Here is a 212-nt window from a genome sequence, read left to right as displayed (position 1 = left end):
GTATCGCTACTCATGCCTGCATTCTCACTCGTGAACCATCCACAACTCGCTTCCGCGGCTGCTTCACCCGGCACACGACGCTCCCCTACCCATCACAGCCCCCGTTGGGGGTAATGCTGCAATGACACGACTTCGGCGGTGTACTTGAGCCCCGCTACATTGTCGGCGCGGAATCACTTGACCAGTGAGCTATTACGCACTCTTTCAAGGAT

General features: G+C 57.1%; 1 rRNA gene. It reads right to left on the bottom strand.

What is annotated here, in order from left to right:
• Window positions 1-212 (bottom strand): 23S ribosomal RNA (locus ADL22_RS16080); the annotation flags it as partial.

Origin of the sequence: Streptomyces sp. NRRL F-4489 (genome assembly GCF_001509485.1) — a bacterium.
Lineage (GTDB): Bacteria > Actinomycetota > Actinomycetes > Streptomycetales > Streptomycetaceae > Streptomyces.
The sequence above is the reverse complement of the archived record's forward strand: the minus strand, read 5'-3'. Positions and strand labels throughout refer to the sequence as shown.